The sequence below is a fragment of the Flavobacterium sp. FlaQc-48 genome (assembly GCF_044007335.1).
In the GTDB taxonomy this organism is placed as follows: Bacteria; Bacteroidota; Bacteroidia; order Flavobacteriales; family Flavobacteriaceae; genus Flavobacterium.
Map to the genome: position 1 here is coordinate 114,493 of NZ_JBIPCR010000001.1, position 18,811 is coordinate 133,303.

Annotated in this window: 17 protein-coding genes; 9 read left to right on the forward strand and 8 right to left on the reverse strand. The window is 34.2% G+C overall.

All coding sequences use genetic code 11. The annotated features are described in order from the left end of the window. Nucleotides 1-105: 105 nt before the first annotated feature. The 7 genes from ACHRWY_RS00430 to ACHRWY_RS00460 all read left to right on the forward strand — a co-directional run bounded on the left by ACHRWY_RS00430 (nucleotide 106) and on the right by ACHRWY_RS00460 (nucleotide 7,987). Nucleotides 106-468: a BlaI/MecI/CopY family transcriptional regulator gene (locus ACHRWY_RS00430; RefSeq protein ID WP_395351433.1), complete on the forward strand. Its 363-nt coding sequence runs from the start codon at nucleotides 106-108 to the stop codon at nucleotides 466-468. Then, complete coding sequence (locus tag ACHRWY_RS00435; protein ID WP_395351435.1) at nucleotides 465-2,462, forward strand: M56 family metallopeptidase; 1,998 nt, start codon at nucleotides 465-467, stop codon at nucleotides 2,460-2,462. The genes ACHRWY_RS00430 and ACHRWY_RS00435 overlap by 4 nt, the downstream gene beginning before the upstream one ends. Before the next feature lie 329 nt (nucleotides 2,463-2,791). Then, nucleotides 2,792-3,313, forward strand: a complete 522-nt coding sequence (locus ACHRWY_RS00440) for an RNA polymerase sigma factor (protein ID WP_395351436.1) — start codon at nucleotides 2,792-2,794, stop codon at nucleotides 3,311-3,313. Nucleotides 3,314-3,359: 46 nt separating this feature from the next. Further along, on the forward strand, nucleotides 3,360-3,569 hold the full coding sequence (locus ACHRWY_RS00445; RefSeq protein ID WP_395351438.1) for a hypothetical protein: 210 nt from the start codon (nucleotides 3,360-3,362) through the stop codon (nucleotides 3,567-3,569). Between the two features lie 12 nt (nucleotides 3,570-3,581). Beyond that, nucleotides 3,582-4,424, forward strand: a complete 843-nt coding sequence (locus ACHRWY_RS00450) for a FecR family protein (RefSeq protein ID WP_395351440.1) — start codon at nucleotides 3,582-3,584, stop codon at nucleotides 4,422-4,424. A 100-nt stretch (nucleotides 4,425-4,524) separates the two neighbouring features. Beyond that, on the forward strand, nucleotides 4,525-7,143 hold the full coding sequence (locus tag ACHRWY_RS00455) for a TonB-dependent receptor domain-containing protein (RefSeq protein ID WP_395351442.1): 2,619 nt from the start codon (nucleotides 4,525-4,527) through the stop codon (nucleotides 7,141-7,143). Nucleotides 7,144-7,147: 4 nt separating this feature from the next. Next, nucleotides 7,148-7,987, forward strand: coding sequence for a DUF4249 domain-containing protein (locus tag ACHRWY_RS00460; protein ID WP_395351444.1), 840 nt, complete (start codon nucleotides 7,148-7,150; stop codon nucleotides 7,985-7,987). Between the two features lie 266 nt (nucleotides 7,988-8,253). Here the strand turns inward: ACHRWY_RS00460 and ACHRWY_RS00465 are convergent, their stop codons facing one another. The 5 genes from ACHRWY_RS00465 to ACHRWY_RS00485 form a co-directional block, all read right to left on the reverse strand. Then, the gene (locus ACHRWY_RS00465) at nucleotides 8,254-9,258 is read right to left on the reverse strand and encodes a hypothetical protein (protein ID WP_395351446.1); all 1,005 of its coding nucleotides are present in this window, start codon (nucleotides 9,256-9,258) and stop codon (nucleotides 8,254-8,256) included. A 330-nt stretch (nucleotides 9,259-9,588) separates the two neighbouring features. Then, the gene (locus tag ACHRWY_RS00470; protein ID WP_395351448.1) at nucleotides 9,589-10,080 is read right to left on the reverse strand and encodes an acyl-CoA thioesterase; all 492 of its coding nucleotides are present in this window, start codon (nucleotides 10,078-10,080) and stop codon (nucleotides 9,589-9,591) included. A 55-nt stretch (nucleotides 10,081-10,135) separates the two neighbouring features. Continuing rightward, nucleotides 10,136-10,717 (reverse strand): TetR family transcriptional regulator C-terminal domain-containing protein, encoded by a 582-nt coding sequence (locus ACHRWY_RS00475; protein WP_395351450.1) that lies wholly within the window; start codon nucleotides 10,715-10,717, stop codon nucleotides 10,136-10,138. 239 nt (nucleotides 10,718-10,956) lie between these two features. Continuing rightward, complete coding sequence (locus ACHRWY_RS00480; RefSeq protein ID WP_395351452.1) at nucleotides 10,957-11,772, reverse strand: alpha/beta fold hydrolase; 816 nt, start codon at nucleotides 11,770-11,772, stop codon at nucleotides 10,957-10,959. A gap of 148 nt (nucleotides 11,773-11,920) precedes the next feature. Further along, nucleotides 11,921-13,141: a DUF763 domain-containing protein gene (locus ACHRWY_RS00485; RefSeq protein WP_395351453.1), complete on the reverse strand. Its 1,221-nt coding sequence runs from the start codon at nucleotides 13,139-13,141 to the stop codon at nucleotides 11,921-11,923. 321 nt (nucleotides 13,142-13,462) lie between these two features. Between ACHRWY_RS00485 and ACHRWY_RS00490 the strand changes: the two genes are divergently transcribed. Together ACHRWY_RS00490 and ACHRWY_RS00495 are read left to right on the forward strand one after the other, a co-directional pair. Continuing rightward, the gene (locus ACHRWY_RS00490; RefSeq protein WP_395351455.1) at nucleotides 13,463-14,098 is read left to right on the forward strand and encodes a hypothetical protein; all 636 of its coding nucleotides are present in this window, start codon (nucleotides 13,463-13,465) and stop codon (nucleotides 14,096-14,098) included. A 161-nt stretch (nucleotides 14,099-14,259) separates the two neighbouring features. Continuing rightward, nucleotides 14,260-14,706, forward strand: coding sequence for a hypothetical protein (locus ACHRWY_RS00495; RefSeq protein ID WP_395351457.1), 447 nt, complete (start codon nucleotides 14,260-14,262; stop codon nucleotides 14,704-14,706). 118 nt (nucleotides 14,707-14,824) lie between these two features. Here ACHRWY_RS00495 and pgl read toward each other — a convergent pair whose 3' ends face one another. From pgl to gndA, 3 genes are read right to left on the reverse strand one after another with little or no spacing between them, the layout of a single operon-like run. Beyond that, entirely contained in the window at nucleotides 14,825-15,541 is a 717-nt protein-coding gene (pgl, locus tag ACHRWY_RS00500; RefSeq protein ID WP_395351459.1) for a 6-phosphogluconolactonase, read from the reverse strand. Then, on the reverse strand, nucleotides 15,522-17,060 hold the full coding sequence (gene zwf, locus ACHRWY_RS00505; RefSeq protein ID WP_395351461.1) for a glucose-6-phosphate dehydrogenase: 1,539 nt from the start codon (nucleotides 17,058-17,060) through the stop codon (nucleotides 15,522-15,524). The genes pgl and zwf overlap by 20 nt, the downstream gene beginning before the upstream one ends. 28 nt (nucleotides 17,061-17,088) lie before the next feature. Further along, nucleotides 17,089-18,498, reverse strand: coding sequence for an NADP-dependent phosphogluconate dehydrogenase (gene gndA, locus ACHRWY_RS00510; RefSeq protein ID WP_395351462.1), 1,410 nt, complete (start codon nucleotides 18,496-18,498; stop codon nucleotides 17,089-17,091). Nucleotides 18,499-18,811 lie beyond the last annotated feature (313 nt).

The following is an 18,811-nucleotide window of genomic DNA, read 5'->3' on the forward strand; positions in this document are numbered from 1 at the left end:
ATTTATAGTATTTTATATTTTTATTACTAATGAGTTAGTTAAAATACTAACAAATTAGTTTGTCTACTAATTAATTAGTAGTATCTTGCACTAAAATAATAGACTATGATAAAACTAGCCAAACGAGAAGAACAGATCATGCAGGTGTTTTGGGATTTAAACAAAGCATTTATACGAGATATTATTCCATTATTGCCAGATCCAAAACCACATTATAATAGTGTAGCGACAATAGTGAAGATATTAGAAGAAAAGGGTTTTCTAAATCATGAAACTGCGGGGAACATGCACTGTTTTTTTCCGGTTATCAGTAGGGAAGAGTACCAGCAATTTGCTTTAAAGGATATCGTGAGCCAGTATTTTGATAATTCTTATCCGCGAATGCTTGCCTTTTTTGCAAAAGAACAAAAACTTTCAGAGAAAGAATTGGATGAAATAGTTGACATCATTAAAAAAGATAAAAAATGATACCTTATATTCTCTATAGCGCGCTTATTTTGTCTGCCTGCCTTATTTTTTACAAAATACTATTGCAGAAAGAGACTTTTTTTTATTTGAACAGGTACGTATTGTTATCCTGTATGCTACTGGCTTTTATTTTGCCTTTGATTCCGGTTCCCCAGCAATTTTCATTTAGAAAAATAGCTGGTGAAAAACATATTGCGATTGCTAAAAATACAATTGATACTATTAAAACAGCAGGATCACAAGATCAGCCTGCCCGGCCAATGCTTGTTGAAGAGACCAGACAATTCATCAATGCTGAAGTCTTACTACAAGTACTGGTTTATTTGTACTGGTTTGGTGTAGTGATCTTTGGTTTTAATTTTTTGATGCAGGCTTTCATATTATTATACAGAGCTTATTCAGGATCAGTTATTCAGGATGGTAAATTTCGTATCGTTGAAATTACAGGCGACAAAGCTCCCTGTTCTTTTGCCAACAATATTTTTATCAATCCGGAAAAATATGAGTGGGAAACCTACAATCAGATTTTGCTGCATGAAAAGATTCATATTGAACAAAAACACACTCTGGATCTTTTGCTTGCTGAAATAGTAATCATCTTTCAGTGGTTCAATCCATTTGCATGGCAATGGCGAAAAACGTTAGAAATTAATCTTGAATTTTTAACTGATGATCAAATGTTACAACAGGAAACTGTTGAAAAAGAAAGCTATCAGTTTAGTCTGCTTAAAGTAGCGGCACCCCAATTTCCTTTGAGTCTTACAACTAATTATAATCAATCACTTTTAAAAAAACGAATCATCATGATGAACTCAAAAAAATCAAACGTGAACACCACCTGGAAATATTTTTTCCTGTTGCCGCTAATGGTGTTATTTGCCTGCCTTTTTAATCAACCGGCTGCGCAAAGTCAAACTCTTACCGCCAAAGAGGAATCCAAACAAGACATAAACATTCAAAGCGGAATGAAAACAGACGGAAACTGGTTTGCTACAATCAAAGGCAATACCATTACTATTGAATTCAAAAGCGATAAAAATGATATTTCTTCGAGCACTTTCGAGCTGAGTGAATTTAGTGATCTTCCAAGAGACAAACAAGGCGTGTTTACTTTAGTACGTGAAGCCGGAACGATGTCTTTTACAGGAAAATTTGAAGGGGATAAGGGAATGGGAACTTTTAAATTTACTGCCAATAAATCTTATAGTACCGCAATGGCACAAGAAGGCATAGAGGTTAGGAAAGACGATGATCTTATGGTTTTCTTTATGGTCAATATAAAACAATCGTATGTTCAGATGTTAAAGAAAAATGGTTACAGTAAATTAGACAAGGACCAATTAATCCCTCTGGCTGCTTTAGATATCAATGAAGCCTATATTGTTTCTATTAAGCAAGCCATGAAAGATATTGATCTGGATAATCTTGTTCCTTTTAAATCATTGGGAATAAACAAGGATTTTATTGAAGATATCCGTAAAGCAGGTTATAAAGATATGACTCCTGATAACATTATAGCATTGAAATCTCAGGGTATCGATGCGAAATATATTGCCGATTTCCGTAATTCAACCAAAGCCAATGAAACTAAAGAATCAGATTCAGATGCTGATATTATTGCATTTAAATCGTTAAATATTGATCAGGCATTTATTAATTCCTTTAAAAAACTGGGATATGACGATCTTTCTAATGGTGATCTGATGGCCTTGAAATCACTCAATGTAACGCCTGAATATATAACGTCTTTTCAAAAAGCAGGTTTTAAAGGTATTAAAGCAGGCGATTTGTTAGCTTTAAAATCTCAGAATATAACACCAGATTTAATACAACAATATAAAGATCTTGGTTTTAATGATTTAGATCTGGATGATGTTATTGGAGCAAAAGCAACCGGAGCTACGCCCTCTTTTATTAAATCGATGAGAGGAAAAGGACATGATTTTAAAAACTTAGACAAGTATATTCAGTTAAAAGCTGTTCTGCACAATTAAAAAACAGACTAATTCAGATCTTAAAAGGACATTCAAAATTAGTCTCTACAAAAAATAATCAGAGTTGTAATGACATTAAAAAGCCCAAACCGTGAAAGGAATGGGCTTTTTTAGTATTATTAGTACAAACGGAATCGCCTGATGCTGATAGTACTACTGCAATTTTTTAAGACTATATTCTTTTCTGTTCCATTTTAAAATAAAAATTTCTGTTCTTTGCAGACTAAATTTTATTAAAAAAAAGTAACTAAGTCTAAGTCTTAGCGACTCATCTAAAATACAATATTATTAGGTAATTTAAGTTAAGACTAATCATCGTATTTACGTTTATGGACAACAGGAAGTTTATAGTAAGTTTAAAAAAAGGTAATGAGGCTTCTTTCAAAAAAGCGTATCTCAATTACTACGATAAACTGATAAACATCGCCAGACGATTTAATTTTACCGTTCTTACCCCGCAAGATTTTGTTCAGGAAACTTTTATAAGGCTCTATAATAAAAGGGAATTACTCAATGAAGAGGTACTGTTTGATAAACAATTGTTTACTATCTGCAAGAATATCATCATTAACCATCTTAACAGAGAGAATAAAATAATACAGCTTGATCCTTTAGCTTTCGAAATGGAGCAGGAGGAAACAGAAACCGGAATTTTTGAAGAAAGAAGAGAAAAATTATATACTTTCATAAATCAGCTTCCGGAACAACAACAAAAAATATTTACTTTACATAAACTGGAAAACCTTAGCTATAAGGAGATTGCGGCAATGACAGACCTTTCTGAAAAGACTATTGCCAATCATATTTATCTTGCCAGTAAATTTATTCGAAAAAAAATCGAAAGTCATTAGGAACTTTTATGTTCTCGTTTGTTATCTATAAAACGGAAACATAGAAATGAATATTGAAGCGTATAAAACAGATGTTACAACCAAGGAGGATGCAAGGTTTATTGTAGCCCTTCTTCAATTTGTTATTTCTGATTGTATAATGAATTTTGATTTAGAAGATTCTAATCATATTCTAAGAATCGAAACCAGCAGGGAAATTAAAGAAATGGTTTATGGTGTTTTTAATAAACAAGGATTTTATTGTCAAAAACTTTAATGCTCAAAAACTATGGACGAAAATAAATTAGAAGAAGAATTTAAAAAAATATGGGATGAAACCCCTGTTTCGCATTCTGATACTGAAAAAGAAACTTCGTGGGAAGAATTCCATTCTAAAGTTTTTCCTTCAAAAAAGAAGAAGTTTAAAGTTTGGCGTTACGCAGCAGCAGCTGCCGCTTTAATTTTCGCGGGTATCGGAGCAGAAATGTATTTTAACAGGAGTCCGTTACAGGATACAATTTATCTTGCTTCAAATGTAATTGAAAATACGACCTCAAAAGTGCAGACCGTTGTTTTACCGGACAGTTCAAGAGTAGAATTAAACCCTAATTCTAAAATTAAATATGCCAATAATTTTGAAGATAACAGAAAGATTGAAATTGAAGGCGAAGGTTATTTTAAGGTAAAAAAAGATAAAAAACATCCTTTTCAGGTTTTTTGCAATGAAACTATAACTAAAGTTTTAGGAACTTCATTTACGGTTAAAGGATATCCCGAAAAAGATGTTGCTGTTGAACTATATGAAGGAAGTGTTCAGATGAGTGTAGCAGATCAGGATAAAAAATGGATTCTGAAACCTGGCGAGAAATTCACATATGGAAGCAAAGTTGCTGAAGTAGCCGAATTTAACCGATTTATAGATTTTGAGAATGAAAAACTGAGTGTTGTAAGTATTTATCTGGAGTCAAATTATGGCTATAAAGTACGTATTCCGCAGGAATATGGAAACCAGAGGATAACAGTGCGAATAAACAAAAAAGAAGATTTAAAAATGATTGTCCAATTAATATCAGAAATGTATAACCTAAACTTTGAAGTAAATGAAAAATTAAAACAGATTACTTTTCAGTAGAAAAGAAAAGGATGTCCTAGCCGCGAAACTAAACACCCTTCCCATAGTCAGGATAGTATAAAACTATTCCATTTAATAATATCCAAAAATATAAAATTTCATGAAGCATATAATTTCAGCATGCTTTTTTTTATTCAGTTTGTCTGCGTTCTCTCAGACCATTACCGTAACGGTAGATCAAACGGTAACATTAAAAGAGTTATTTAAGCAAATTGAGAATCAAACCGACTTTAAATTTGCTTTTACAGATCAAATAAATACAGATAAAAAATACTTTACCAAAAAACATACGTACAACAATATCAAAATAGAAGAGCTTGTCAAAGATTTGAATACAAGCAGTTCGATTCAATTTTCGATTGTAGGCAATAATATTTTTGTGAAGAAAAAATCTTCTAAGACAACTACAGTTAAAAAAAAAAATAAGTTAACAGGACAGATTTTCGACGGCAATGGAGAAACTGTTATTGGAGCCAATGTTTATATTAAAGAAACTGAAACTGGTGACACAACAGACAAAAACGGAAAGTTTTCTATAGACCTTGATAATGGTACTTATACGGTTTTGATTAGTTATGTGGGGTTTAAGAATAAAGAAAAGCAAATAACCGTTTCAGGTGATGTAAGAGTCGACTTTCGTATGGATGATGACAGTCACGAATTAGAGCAGGTGATTATAACTACAAGCAAGGCAGTTGATGTCAAGAATACTCAAATGAGCGTGAATAAGCTTTCAATGGCCGAGATTAAAAGACTCCCAACTCCTATGGGCGAACCAGATCCTTTAAAATCATTACTAACTTTGCCTGGTGTTACGAATGCGGGAGAGGCTTCGTCAGGTTTTAATGTGCGTGGAGGTGCCGCTGATCAGAATTTGATTCTTTTAGATGGTGCTCCGGTATACGGGGACTCGCATATGTTTGGTTTCTTTTCTATTTTTAATGCGGATGTTGTTAGCGGATTAGAGTTATACAAAGGTGGGATTCCGTCTAAATTTGGAGGACGCGTTTCCTCAGTTCTTGATGTAAGTCAGCAAACAGGAGATCTTAATGAGTATAAAGTAAATGGAGGCATTGGTTTGATATCAAGCCGCCTTTTAGTACAAGGTCCTCTAAAAAAAGATATTGGTTCGTTTATTATTGCAGGACGTGCTTCTTATGCGCATTTATTTTTAAAACTTAGTGATATCAAGAGCTCTGTCATGTTTTATGATATTAATGCCAAGTTTAATTATCGTTTGGGAGCTAATAATTCAATCGCTTTTTCCGGTTATATGGGAAATGATTTATTTGATATTAACAATTTTTTCAACACTACCTACGGTAATACTATGGGAACGTTTAGCTGGAAGCATAAATTTTCTGACAATTTAAACACGAACCTTTCTGTTTTTTACAGTGATTACAAATTTAATCTTCAAATACCATTTCAAAAATTTGAATGGAATAGTAAAATTACCAATTACGGGCTTAAATACAACTGGAATCACACGATATCAGATAATTTTAAACTGAACTATGGTATTGATGGTTTATATTATGATTTTAATCCTGGAACCGTAAAACCGTATGGTATTGATTCGCAGTATAATTACAGTCAGTTGGATAAGAAATATGCTTTAGAAACTTCTGCTTATCTTGATGTCGAAAATCAGGTTACAGAAAAGCTAAATCTTCGTTACGGACTTCGCTACAGTACATTTTTTCGTTTAGGTAACGAAACTATCAGTACATATGAAAATGGAGAAGCAGTAGTGTATAATCCATTATATCATATTTATGAAGAAGGAACGCCAACCGGAAGTAAGTTTTACGGAAAAGGAAAAACCATCAGCAAGTTTGATAATCTTGAACCACGATTGGCATTATCATATGCTTTTAATGATGAAACTTCAGTAAAGGCAAGTTACAACAGAATGGCGCAATACATTCATATGTTGTCTAATACCCGTGCTCCGTTGCCTATGACCATCTGGACACCAAGCGGACCTTTTACAAAACCACAAATGCTGGACCAATATGCGGTAGGATATTTCAAAAATTTAAAAGAACGTGAGTACTCTTTTGAAGGAGAATTATTTTATAAAAAAATTAAAAACCGAATCGATTACATTGATGGTGCAAGTTTATTGGGAAATAATAATATTGAACAGGATATCCTGAACGGAGAAGCCAGATCATATGGTATGGAGTTATTATTCAGAAAAAATACGGGTCGTTTTACAGGATGGGTTGCTTATACTTTGTCTAAGGCTGAACAAAAAACGCCGGGCAGGACAGCCGAAGAGCCGGGTATTGCCAATGGCGAATGGTATTTATCAGGCTATGATAAATTGCATAATCTGAATATTACCGCAAATTATGAATTTAATCGTAAGTGGTCTTTTAATGCTAATTTTACCTTACAATCAGGTCAGCCGGTAACATACCCAAATGGTTATTATGAATTTGCCGGAAGAAATATACCTAATTACACCTTGAGAAATGCCGACAGACTTCCTGCATATCATCATTTGGATATTGGCGCAACCTATACCCCTAAACCGGATAAAAAGAAAGGATGGCAAAGCTACTGGGTATTTAGTATTTATAATCTTTATAACAGACAAAATGCTGCATCGATGACGTTTTCACAAAATGTTGATACAGGAGCAAATGAGTCCAGCCAACTTTCTATTTACGGATTAGTACCGGGTGTTTCTTATAATTTTAAATTTTAATAGTATGCTAAGATTAAAAAAATACAATTTTAAAAGTAAAGGATTTACTTTATTTAGTCTTCTTTTTGTTTTACTTTTTTCGTCCTGTACCAAAATTGTTGAACTTGATTTAGAAACTGGAGATCCTAAAATAGTGATCGATGCCGAGATAATTTGGGAAAAAGGAACAAGCGGAAACGAACAATCAATAAAAATAACCAGAATGGCTTCTTACTACAGTCCAACAACACCAAAGGTTTCAGGAGCACAGGTAAGGGTTGAAAATAGTGAAGGAGCTATTTTTACATTCAATGAATCTGAACCGGGTTTATATGTCTGTACTAATTTTGTTCCTGCAATTAATATGGAATATAAATTATTTGTACAAGTCGATGGACAAAGTTTAACGGCTACTGAAAAATTAATTTCTGTGCCGCAAATTGACAAAATAGAGCAGGAATTAATGCCTGATATATCAGGATCTGATTTTATTTTAGTGTCATTTTATTATAAAGACCCGGCTGATCAGCTCAATTATTATTTGATAGATTATAAGGTTGATTATCAGGCTTATCCTGAATACACATTAACAGATGATGAATTTGTTAATGGGAATGAAATAAATGAAAAGTTTGGAGGTACTGATTTAAAGCCGGGAAAAATTGTAGGAATAACACATCGAGGCATTTCTAAGAACTTTTATAATTACATGAATTTAATATTAGAGGTTGCAAGTTCGAACCCTTTTGGGGCAGTACCGGGCAATATCAGAGGAAATATAATCAATACGACTGACGCTAACAATTTTGCATTAGGCTATTTCAGGCTTTGTGAAGCAAACCGTATTTCATATACAGTAAAATAAAAGTTTTAATTAAAGGTTGATTTGTAAAGACATCTGGCATATAAAGAAACTTATGTCAGATGTTTTTTTTCTATAATAGAAAAAACAGGTAAAAACACAGATCATGCTTTAGGAATAAATAAATAAATAAATAAATAAATAAATAAATAAATAAATAAATAAATAAATAATTTAGATTTTATTCATTAAATAAATAGAGATCCAATTTAGAGTGGTAAAGTCTACTTTTGTTCAAAAAATTAAATTACAAAGAGTGATAAGAATGTTTAATCAAATTTGATTTTATTCAAATGGATAGTATCAGGTTGTTGTATATCCATTTCGTATGATATTTCTATTTCATCTTTGGATATAAGTCTTATTTTTTTATCACACCCGGTAGCGCATGATTCAACAATAATTGGAAAATATAGTTTTTTATTCTTGTCATATCCAATTACGTTATGACGAAAATAGGTGACAATCTTGAAGTCATTATTTTCAGCGACCTGGTCTTTATCATACTGTCCGGAAAATTGAAACAGATTTTCTTTGTAATAGGTACTTTTTATAAAGCCGGCACTGTTTTTGGAATTATTGTCTAAATACCATTTTTGTTCATAATTCTTATAGTAATTGATGTTTTTTTCCTCTTCGGTTGGATGGTAAACCCACTTATTTTGGTTGGCAAATTGATATAATTCTTTCTTTATGGATAAGTTTGATTCTAGTGCTTCATTTTTTACAAATGCTCCATCTATGCATTCTTCACACCTTAGTGTAACTTCTCCAGCATATTTCAGGATATAAAATTTTAAAGTAGCAGTATTAACCATTATAAAGCTCAAAATATATTCGGGATCTCCGTTTCCTTTAGGGGATTCCTTTAGTGCAAATAAAAAATAATCAACTCCATCAATTTTTTTTCTTAAGCAATTCTTCTCATCAATAGTAACATAATAAAATTCATCTGAAAGCAAGATTTCCTTTTGAATGAGTTGCTGGCTTTCTTTATTTTTTTTGTATTTTGAAACGATAACAGAATTCTGGTCGCCTACAAGAAAAAAATTAGTATCGTCATTAACTTCGCTTGCCGATATTTTAATAATTTCTGTATTGTCCGGATTGCTAAAAGAGAATAAAGTTCCTGTTCTTTTTATTTCGTCGCTATTTTCTTTAGTGGCTGGCGGTATATTTTTCTTATTTATTTTGTGGTCAGAAATCTTTTCTTCCTTCTTACAAGACGAAAGCGTGATGAAAAATAAAAGAACGACTGCTAATTTTGTATACATCTTTTTCAATTGGTTTTGAAGCTTTTATTGGGGTGAAACTGGTAATTCTTCCTTTTATAATAAAATTATTTTTCAGTCGAAGTTATATAAAAAAATAGAAATAAAATACCTTATTTTCGTTTACGTAAGAAAAACATAAAAGCAGCAGAAGTTAAAAAAAAGCAACTCCAATTTCAAAAATAGAATCCGATTTGTTAGAAAAACTAATGAATGAGGAATTGGAGTTATATAAATCAGAGGGCAGTAAAAATTTAAATATAGATTTAAGTGAATATCCTTTCGAATTAACCTTTATTGATTATAATGATGTACACAAAGGATTTCATCTGATTATGCCTGCACTCTGGTTTTGATTTTTTGAATAATTTCCAGATTTCTATTTTCAAAAATGGATTCATCGACAGGCAAAACAACCGATTCAAATAGTTGCATTAATTCGTCAGAATGATTTGATGCTTTTTTTGTCTGGATATTGTACTGAATAAACTTTATCCATAAAATTGCTTTTAATTCGGTTTCATTTTCATTCCACATTTTCATTTCGACAAGTAAAAGATTATTCGTGTATTGAATGAGTTGTGACTCTATTACGACTGTTTCCATTGTAAAAGCTGGTTTTACATAACTGATCTGATTGGATGCAACTACCCAGCTCATTCCTGTTGTTTTCATATATTTAAATACGTCAAGATCATAGTGTTCTGCAATCTGGTCTTCACGGGCATTAATGAAGTACTCCAAATATTTGGAGTTGTTTAGATGATTAAAAGGATCGCAGTCCTGAAATCTAATCTTTCTTTTTGTTTTTAATATTTTTTCCATTTTAATAAAGGTATTACATCACATACCAATCGGTATTTGACCGGTTAAATTTTTTTTATTTTTTGATACTCTCAAATATTGAACAATCTATAAAATCCATAGCATTATCAATGTACGTCTGGTCATTATGGGTAAATGCCAAAAGTGAACTTCCTTCAATAAGTGATAAAATTATTTTGGCATACTGAACAGGATCTGTATTTTGTTGGATTTCATTATTACTAATACCTTCTTTGATGATATTAGTGAGACCTGTAGTAAACTTTTGAGATAAATTTTGCGCCGTTTTAAATAATAACGGATTGATGAATTTAGTATCAATTCCTGCCCGCAACATCGGACATCCGCCTCTGTCTTTAACCAAATCATAATAGTTACGATGATAGTTGGTGATGGCATATAACTTATTCATACTACCTTTTGTACCGGCAACAAGTTTGAACAGGGGAGTTATGGCCAGGTTTATATTGAGTTGAAACGACTTTAAGGCTAAATCTTCTTTATTCGTAAAATTGCAGTAAATAGCTCCTTTGGTAAGACCGGTTGCTTTTGTGATATCAGTCAGGCTGGTGCCAATGTATCCTTGTTTGTTAAAAATAGGAGCTACTTTATCCAGTATAAATTCGGTAGTGTTCATAATTTCTGTTTGAAAGAATAAGAACAAATATAATGATAAATACCGATCGGTATGTGATAGTTTTAACTATTTTATTTAGATGGCACTAATAACCTGATCAGAAGAAAGAATTACGATACAATCAGAACCAAGGCTTTTCGATTATACTAGGGTAAAAAAAAAAGTTATTACTATATAAAACAGGCACAAAAAAAACTCTAATCATTAAATTAGAGTTTTTTGTATTTATTGCAGAAGCATTATTTTATGAACTTCAAAATATCTTTATTGATCGTATCTGCCTCTGTTGTTGGCATACCATGTGGAAATCCGGGATACGAAATTAATTGTCCATTCTTTAAAAGCTTAGCAGCTCTCGGTGCCTGATTAAAAGGAACAATCTGATCATCTTCGCCATGTAATACAAGAACAGGGATTTCTAAACTCTTAAGGTCTTCTGTAAAGTCAGATTCAGAAAAAGCTTTAATCCCTTCATAATGGGCCAAAACAGAACCCATCATTCCCTGACGCCACCAATTGTGTTTAATACCTTCCTGAACTGTTTTTCCTTCGCGGTTCCATCCGTAGAATGGTATCGGAAAATCATAAAAGTATTGCGCTCTGTTGAATCCGGTACCTTCTCTTATTTCATCAAAAACAGACAATGGTACACCTTCAGGATTTGTTTCCGATTGTATCATTATTGGCGTTACAGCACTAATTATAACTGCCTTTGCAACACGTTCTTTTCCGTATTTTGCAGCATAACGTATCACTTCGCCGCCACCAGTTGAATGACCAATATGAATGGCATTTTTTAAATCAAGAGCAGTTGTCAGTTCAGCTACATCGGCTGCGTATGTTTCCATATTATTTCCTTCTGCGCTTTGTCCCGAACGGCCATGTCCGCGGCGGTCATGTGCAATAACCCGATATCCCTGTTTAAGGAAAAACATCATTTGAGCATCCCAATCATCACTGGACAAAGGCCATCCGTGGTGAAAAACAATGGGTTGTCCGGTTCCCCAGTCTTTGTAATAAATCTCTGTTCCGTCTTTTACTGTAATTGTGCTCATCTTATTTTGGTTTTAGATTAATAAATTTTTAATGTATCAGGTGTTATCTAATTTCTTTTACAAATTTATACAGGTAAGGAGCGCAGGTTGATTAATCTAGATTAAGAAATAAAAGTTTATATTATTTAGTATTGAATGGGTAACGAGCTTAAAATAATTCCAATTGATTGTTTGGATTTGCAGGCTTAATTTTGGGAGCTTTCGCATCTCCAAAAATAGTTTTTCCGCCATATTTGTATGATTCATCGCGCTCTCTTTGAATTAACGCATCAAAGTTGGAGTTGGGAGTAAAGCTTTCTTCTGCTTTTCTTGAGATTTCAGAGAGTTTTTGAATAGCCTGTATTTTATCTGTATTACCAATTTTAGCACGATGAATTGCTCTTTGTAAGGTATCAATTGTCTCATCATATATCTTTACCGGAACCGGAAAGGGATGCCCGTCTTTTCCGCCATGAGCAAATGAAAAACGTGCAGGATCTTCAAATCGGGTAGGAGTACCGTAAATTATTTCACTAACCAATGCTAATGATTGCAAGGCTCTGGGCCCCATTCCCTTTAAAAGTAATAGTTCTTCAAAATCCTCCGGCTTATTCTCATGGGTAGTCCAGAGCATTGCCCCAAGTCTTTTCATATTAACATCTTCCATTCTAACGTCATGATGTGCGGGCATAGAAAGATACTGCATCTCTTTCATGATTTTTGCTGGAGATTCTTTGGATAATTCTAATATACCTTCTCTGGATTTTGTAGCTGCCTGAGCGGTAAGGTTTAAAATAGTACCCTGATTTTCACCATAAATAAAAGTATGGGGTTCATTTATAAATGACTTTACATCCGGCGAATGCCAATGATACCTTCTTGCTGTTTGAGAGTTCGGATTCATTCCTTGTTGAATAACAGCCCATTGTCCTTTATTGTCTACAATAAAATTATGCTGGTACAATTGAAACCCGTCCTGAATGGCTGTATTATCAACTTTGGCGGTAAGTCTGCTGCAATTGGCAAGAGTATTACCATCAAGCCCTGTTTTTTCACCTACAAACAGAAGCTCTTGTGGGGTTAACAGCGAATTTTTGCCTTTGCCTCCACAAATATAGATTCCCAGTTCTTTTGAATGCGGGTTGACAGATTTTTTTAATGCTCCAAGTACAGAGGTTGTAATTCCGGATGAATGCCAGTCCATTCCCATCACGGCACCAAAACTCTGAAACCAAAAGGGATTACTGAGTTTGCTGATTACCTCAGAAGTCGAAAATTCCATGGCAATCGTTTCTACAATGGCAAAACCAAGTTTAGACATGCGCTCGGAAAGCCATAATGGAACTTGTCCATAATGTAATGGAAGATCTGCTGTGCCGGAACGTTTCATCGGATCAATTTGAATTGATACAAAAATAAGTAAAAATACTTGTAATAATGAGCGGGATTATACATTAAAGCAAAAGGTAATTTATTGATTATGAATGCAAAGTAATAACAAGAATCGTTTTCGTTTTTCAGTAAATGGGTTTTCGATACTATCGCACTGTTTTTTAATTTAAACGGAGCAGTACTTGACTTGGAGTTCCTTTTTAAAATTTTTAATAAAAGTTAATAAGTATAAAAGCAATTATGAGTGGATTTTTATAGATTTGTAAAATCGATATGTTCACAGAAATTAGTTTGAACATAATTATAAAATCTAAAGACAATGAAATCTGTTACTTTAACATTTTTATTTTTCATTTTTATTTGCTCTGCTTCTTATGCGCAATTGAGCTCAGATCAAATATTTGAAAGCTTTAAACAAGGAGAACGCACCAACTGTTCCTCAATTGCTTTTATTAAAGCTTCTTTGAATGTTTATGGGTTAGACAATCTTTTTGTAACGGAAGAAGTAAACGACAGTTTATATAAAATAACATTAAAAAATAATGCTTCATTTCATTTAAAAAAGGAGGAAATAGATAAAGCTAAATTTTCGGCTGATTTTGTATATATCAAAGATAATCTCGAGAGCGAAAAAATAACGAAATATGCAATATTGACATACGCAGTGATGGCAAAATACAGGCAAATTATTGAGAAGGAGAAAACTTTTGATAAAGCATTAGAAGATTTGGAAGATGGGGCAGTATATACCCCAACAATTTATAAGTATCTGGGATTTAAGGAAGGTAAGCAAATACAAAAGTTAAAGCGACAGTCCGGAAGCGAATTTTGTGGAGTAGTGGCATGGTCAACAGCACATGCCGTTTTTGTTTGTGAAGAATTTATGGACTATTACGGCAACAAAAAAAGTATCTGGATAAAATATCCCGGCCGTTTTAGAATAATAAAGTCATAATTCTTTCAAAGTATTAATTGTACTATTTTACCTATGCAGCGTGATAGGACCACATATTGGCTAATTGTTAAAATTAATTAAAAAAAAAGAAATTAATAAAGTTGCAATTTAAGTTAAATTATATATTTTTGTTTTCATAAACAACCAATTACATTAACAAAATGAAGAGTAAAATTATTTTACTAAGTGTCCTTTTCTTCTTGACCACTGGTGCTATTTCAGCACAGGCAAAAAATGCCCCAAGAAGTATTATCAGTACAACAGCCCTAATTCGCAAATACCATGACCAAAAAGAATTGAGTGGTATGCAAAAAGGAGAACTTTTAGAATTATACATTGAGCGTATAAAAGTCTTAGTTAAAACCTTACCTTACATTGCTTTGGTTACCAAACCAGGCGTTACTATGGCAGATTTAGGTATTCCGGATGATTCTGAACACAAGAAAGTGTTAGACAATCAGGCAGTAGGTACAACAGCATTCTTAGATACAACAGTAGATTTTCAGCGAAAAATGATGCCTTATTCAGATAAAGGAAATCTTATTGCTGCCATTTTATTTTACGAAAGTACATTGAAATCATTACATGAATTCAACGACCTGAACTAGAAAATTTTTAGTACTTCGACAGATTCATTAAAGTCAATAGTTTCAGAGTAATCTGATCACAAAAAAAAGTTTATACTGAGAAGTATAAACTTTTTTTTTGTGATATAAAAACAATTTCTTAATTCGTGCCGACAGCGCTTTTATCTACAAGAAATAATAATTCTCCGGAAACCGGTTTGATCAACTGCATCGGGTAAGTTGCAGGATTGTAAACTCCTGTAGTTACTTCTTTCAGGGCAGGTGCTTTTTTCGCTCCAAAAGCTACTACGATTATTTTTTCAGCTTTGTTTATGAGTGGTGCAGTAAGCGTAATGCGGTGCATTTTTTGAGGTTCAAGATAGTAGGCAGCAACCCATTTATTTTGTTCGTCCAATACTGCCTGACCCGGGAAAAGTGAGGCTGTATGTCCGTCATCTCCCATTCCTAATAAGATAAGGTCAAATTTTCCTTCATCGCCAAGGACTTTTCTAATAGACTGCTCATAAGTAACGGCAAAATCCTCAGGTGTAACTCCATCCTTATACATTTCAAAAATATGATCCGCCGGAATTGGAACGTGGCTTAATAATGTAGCATAAGACATTTTTGCATTACTCAGTTCATCATTTAACGGGACCCAGCGTTCGTCGCCCCAGAATATAAAAACTTTACTCCAGTCAATTTTAGTTTTGTATGCGTCAGAAGCTAATAATTTGTAAATTCCGGCAGGAGATGAACCTCCTGTAAGTACGGCTGTAAATTTACCCTTTTCAGCAATTGCTTTTTGCGCAGCTGCTACAAAAAGACTAGCAGCAGCCGTATTAATTTCTTCTGTATTATTGTATATCTGTATCATCTAAAATTTCTTCTTTTATCGTACTTTGTGTGTTTGGAATCCAGGCATGTCCCTGGCGTGCCAATAATTCGTCAGCTTCTTCAGGTCCCCAGCTTCCGGCGTTGTAGTTAGGGAAATTACTTGGCGCGGTCGTTTTCCATACCTGCTGAATGGTATCAATAGCATCCCAGGCTTGTTCTACCTGATCCCATCTCATGAATAGGGTAGGATCTCCTGCCAGGGCATCAGCAATGAGTGTTTCATAAGCTTCGGGCGACATTGTCGAGCAGGCGAAATAATCAAATACCATTTCTGCCGGCCTCAAAGAAAGTGACAGACCTGGTTTTTTGGTCATAAACTGTAACTTGATATCCATGGCAGGCTGAATATTAATAATAAGCCTGTTGGGTGTCATACCTTCTTTTCCGTAAGAAAATGCGGAATGGGGAACCGGTTTAAACTGAATGATAATAGAAGACTGCTTTTCTTCCATTCTTTTTCCGGTGCGTAAATAAAACGGAATTCCCTGCCATCTCCAGTTATCCAGGTAAATTTTCATCGCCACATAGGTTTCGGTATTAGAATCCGGAGCAATTCCTTTGTCCTGACGATATCCCGGAACCGGTTTTCCTTTTATGGTGCCTGCATCGTACTGACCTCTTACGATATAGTGATCCACTTCATCCGGTTTGATGCGGCGAATAGATTTTAAGACATCTGCTTTACGGTTTCGGATATCATCTGCTTCTAATGAAGCCGGTGCCTCCATAGCTGTCATGCATAAAATTTGAAGCAAATGGTTCTGAATCATATCTTTTAATGCACCAACGCCTTCATAAAAGCCGCCACGTTCTTCGACGCCTACTTCTTCTGCTACTGTAATTTGTACAAAGTCGATGAAATTACGGCTCCATAAAGGTTCAAACATCGAATTTCCAAAACGGAAAGCAAGAATGTTCTGAACGGTTTCTTTACCTAAATAATGGTCGATTCTGTAAATCTGTTCCTCTTTAAAGGTCTGAGAAAGCATCGCATTAAGTTCAATCGCAGAAGCTTTATCGTAACCAAAAGGTTTTTCAATAATAATACGATCCTGCTTCGCATGGGCAGCAAGGCCGATTTTCTTAATATTATTCGATATTGTAGTGATGAAAGAAGGGGTAATGGATAGGTAAAAAAGACGATTGGCACGTTCTCCAAACTCCTGATCAATACCGTTTATTTTCTGATTTAATCTTTCATAAGATTCTTCTTTATCAATATCAAGGCTTTGATAGGTGATGTGAGAAAGAAACTTTTCAGTTTCCGGATCTGAAAGACCTTTTTTTCGTGAAAATGTTTCCAGATTTTCTAAGACATAGCTGCGGAACTCTTCGTCGCTTTTTTCGGCTCTTCCCAGTGCGATAATCTGAAATTTTTCAGACATACGGCCGTCAAGGTATAGATTTTGAAAGGCAGGAAAGAGTTTTCTCTTTGCCAGGTCTCCGGTTCCTCCAAAAATAACAATGATTGTTGGATTTATATTTTTGAACTTACTCATTTTTGTGTGTTGTGTTGCTTAAAGTTCCTTATTCAGACCATTGGGTGTGAAAAACACCAGCGGTATCAATACGTTCGTAGGTATGTGCTCCAAAATAATCACGCTGTGCCTGAATTAGATTTGTTGGAAGATTTTCAGATCTGTACGCATCAAAATAGGCTAACGAATTCATTAGCCCTGCTACCGGCAGTCCTTTTTGAACCGCAAATTGAATCACTGCTCTTATCCCTGTCTGGTTCTCTGTTAATTTTGAGGCAATTCCGGAATCTAAAAGTAAGTTGGGCAAATCTGCTTTTACGGCAAATGCTTTTCTGAAATCTTCTAAAGCATGAGCGCGAATAATACAGCCTCCGCGCCATATTTTGGCAACCGTTTCTAAATTTAATCCGTAATTGTATTCTTTAGAAGCGGTATGAAGCTGTGCTAATCCTTGTGCATACGTTACTACAATAGAAAAATATAAAGCTGATTTTAAGGCCGCAATTGCTTCGCTTGCATTCACCTCAGTTTCGTTGGTATTCCAGGTTAATTTAGCAGCGGCTTCAATTCTCTCCGGTTTTGTTTTCGACATATCGCGCATAAAAACTGCTGCATCGATAGTTGGAATCGGAACTTGCAGATCCATTGCATTTTGGGAAGTCCATTTTCCTGTTCCTTTAGATTTTGCCCAATCCGAAATTTTATTGATCAGCAGGCTTCCGTCTTCCTCTTTTTGCTTCAGTATTTTTCCTGTAATTTCGATCAGATACGATTTAAGATCATTGGTTTGGTTCCATTCTTCAAAAGTTTTCTGAATCGTATTTTCATCCAGATTATACCCTCTTTTCATCAGGTCATATATCTCAGAGATCAATTGCATGATTCCGTATTCAATTCCGTTGTGTACCATTTTGACATAGTTACCGGCAGATCCGTTTCCTAGATACTCGACACAAGGTTCTCCGTCTACTTTTGCTGCAATAGCTTCAAAAATAGGGCGAAGTCTTTCGTATGCTTTCTGATCTCCGCCGGGCATCATGGCAGGACCAAATCTCGCACCTTTTTCACCTCCGGAAATCCCCATTCCAAAGAAATGAATTCCCTTAGCCGATAATTCCAGAAATCTTCTGTCTGTATCGGTGAAGTAAGTGTTACCGCCATCAATTATAATATCCCCCTGATCCAAATGAGGAAGTAAACTTGCTATGGCGCTGTCAACAGGCTTTCCGGCAGGAACCAGCAGCATAATAGCTCTTGGTTGTTGAATTAGCTCTACAAAATGTTTAACATCTGTTGTGGCTTCAATTGTATGGTCAGGATCAGCTTCTTGTTGCAGAGAGTTAACTTTTTCAGTATCTAAGTCTAAACCCGCTGCCGCAAAGTTATGGCTCGCGATATTTAAAAGTAAGTTACGGCCCATTACACCGAGCCCTACAATTCCAAAATCAAATTTGTTCATAGTTTTCAATTCACTAAAATTATTAGAAAGATGCTTTTGCAAAAAAGTAAGAAAAAAAACAGTAATGCTTTTTCATTCAGTTGTTTGCAAAAAACAAAGTTTGTTTAATCTTATACTTTAAGATCTACTGTGCTAAGTTAGAGAAAAATGATGAATTATGACGTGACTAATAGTTCACTTTAAGGCTTTATTATGATACTTTTTTAGGTGTAAAAAATACATCAGAACAACTATAATGTTCATTTGTAAGATAAATTTTTAAAAATGAAGTAGAGGGAATGAGTGATCTTTTAAGTACTAAATAGGAATAAAA